At 70.4% G+C, this 412-nt stretch carries 1 pseudogene; it reads left to right on the top strand.

Going from position 1 to position 412, the window contains the following annotated elements:
* Positions 1 to 412 (top strand): annotated as a pseudogene (locus ACWTU8_RS33050) (alpha/beta hydrolase); the annotation flags it as partial.

Raw genomic sequence — 412 nt, 5'->3', positions numbered from 1 at the left:
CGACAGCGGCGACACCTTGCCTTACGCCGTCGAGCGCGAGGTCGATGACATCGAGGCCGTGCTGCGGGCGGCCGGCGGCGAAGCCTATGTCTGGGGCATGTCTTCCGGCGCCATGCTGGCGCTGATGGCGGCAGCCCGCCTGCCCGGCATCAGGAGGCTCGCGCTCTACGAAGCGCCGCTGATCGTCGACGACAGCCGCGCGACCACGCAAGGCGACTGGGCAGCGATCCGCCAAGCCATCGCCGACAACCGGCGCGGCGACGCCGTGGGCGCCTTCCTCAAATCGGTCGGCATGCCCGGCCTGCTGATCGCGGTCATGAAGCTGACGCCGATCTGGCGCAAGCTCAAGGCAGTGGCGCATACGCTGCCCTACGACGGCGCCATCGTCGCCGGCGACCAGCTCGGCAAGCCG

The sequence above is a fragment of the Mesorhizobium sp. BHbdii genome (assembly GCF_053848045.1).
Note: the sequence above shows the minus strand (reverse complement) of the source record. Positions and strands in the feature narration are given on the sequence as shown.